This is a genomic window from Clostridium drakei (genome assembly GCF_000633595.2).
GTDB classification, from domain to species: Bacteria; Bacillota; Clostridia; order Clostridiales; family Clostridiaceae; genus Clostridium_AM; species Clostridium_AM drakei.
In genome coordinates this window covers 1-1,921 of record NZ_JIBU02000099.1, presented here as the reverse complement: position 1 = coordinate 1,921, position 1,921 = coordinate 1, and the positions used below count along the sequence as shown (strand labels likewise).

The 1,921-nt window shown below is 30.2% G+C and carries 1 protein-coding gene; it reads left to right on the top strand.

Going from position 1 to position 1,921, the window contains the following annotated elements; all coding sequences use genetic code 11:
- Positions 1 to 226: 226 nt before the first annotated feature.
- On the top strand, positions 227 to 1,750 hold the full coding sequence (locus tag EG57_RS0224900; protein WP_032079772.1) for an N-acetylmuramoyl-L-alanine amidase: 1,524 nt from the start codon (positions 227 to 229) through the stop codon (positions 1,748 to 1,750).
- Positions 1,751 to 1,921 lie beyond the last annotated feature (171 nt).

The following is a 1,921-nucleotide window of genomic DNA, read 5'->3' as shown; positions in this document are numbered from 1 at the left end:
TTGAGCAAAGCTCCAAAAGTTATCCACATTTTTCAACTTTCAATTCTGCAATCATCTAATGTTCAATTTAATGTTTATTTTAATATATTATAATAAAATTTTTTTGTAAAGGTCTACTGATAGTATTCATTTATAATTATAAACATTATGTCCATTAAATGCCATAACAATAATATAAAAATCTATGTTAAAATAAAACTTAGAACAGTATGAGGGGTGAGGGTAAATGTTTTTTAGAAAAAAACTTTTAGTAGTTTTAGCATGTTTTTTATTTGCATTTTTTGGTATTTCTATGAAAGTATCAGCTAATGCTTCAACTCAAAGACTTGGTGGTGCAGACAGGTATGAAACATCAGTAAAGGTTTCTCAAAATAATTGGGACAAATCAGATTATATTGTACTAACTTCAGGTGAAGACTTTCCAGATGCTTTAAGTGCAGCACCACTATCAAAAAAATACAATGCACCTATTTTATTGACAGAAAAAAATAGTATAAGTAATAATGTATTACAGGAAATAAAAAGACTAAATGCAAAAAATGCATTTATAATAGGGGGAACTGGAGTAATATCTGAAAATATTAATAAACAATTAGACAATCTCAATATAAGTTCTACTAGATTATACGGTCAAGATAGATATGAAACTAGTGTAAAAATAGCAGAACTTATAGGAATAAATAATGGTATTTTTATTGCTTCTGGTGAAAATTTTCCTGATGGAATATCAGCAGCTCCTATTGCAGCTGCAAAACAAATGCCTATACTTCTTACCACTAAGGATATATTGCCTGATAGCGTTAAAAACTTTATTGAAAAAAGCAACATAAATATGTCTTATATTATTGGCGGTGAGGGAGCTGTTAATAGTACTAGTATTAATTTTAAGAATAGTAAAAGATTAAGCGGAATTGACCGATACGCTACTAACTTAGCAGTTATTAATGAATTTTCAGATACCATAGCTTTTGATAATGTATACATAGCTAATGGAGAAAATTTTGCAGATGCACTATCAGGTTCTGCTGCCGCTGCAAAAAAATCGTCACCAGTTGTTTTAGTAAACAATTCATATAACACTAAAAATTCTATAATAAAAACTAAATTAAGTAGTATATCCACTATAAATATATTAGGTGGTACTGGTGTAATTTCAGATTCATTAGTAAATAGAATAATAACTGGAAGTGGATCAATAAAAATAGCTTTAGATCCAGGCCATGGAGGCTATGATTCTGGTGCAGTTGGTCCTACAGGAGTGCTTGAAAAAAATGTTAACTTAGCTATAACACTAAAAATCGGAAAAATTCTTCAAGACAATGGTATAGATGTTATATACACTAGAACCAGTGATAACGTATCCTGGCCTTCAGATGTAGGACAAGATCTCCAAGCACGATGTGATATAGCAAATAATTCTAATGTCCAATATTTTGTATGTATCCATTCTAATAGTGCTGATGCTTCAAGTGCCAATGGAACAGAAACATATTATCTATCAGGTAGTCCTGAAGGTCAAAAATTAGCACAATCAATACAACAAGAATTATCTAATGCTATAGGTTTACAAGATAGAGGAATAAAAACAGCAGGTTATTATGTTTTGAAAAATACTAATGCTCCAGCAGTATTAACAGAAATTGCATTTATAAGCAATCCTACTGAAGAAAAGCTCTTAAATGATGACAGTTTTCAAAATAAAGCAGCACAAGCTGTAGCAACAGGAATACTAAAAGTAGTAAATCAATAAATGTAAGTTTATAATAAAAGCACATTGCGACGTAAAAGTGCAGTGGAAGTTTGAATTTTAACTTTTATTCCGTGATATATGGTAAGTGGTTCATCACTGCTAAATGTTTTAATTATTCTAAAGCTTGAAGATTTGGAAAACCTAAGAACTTTGTCAAACTCGGTTCCCTCA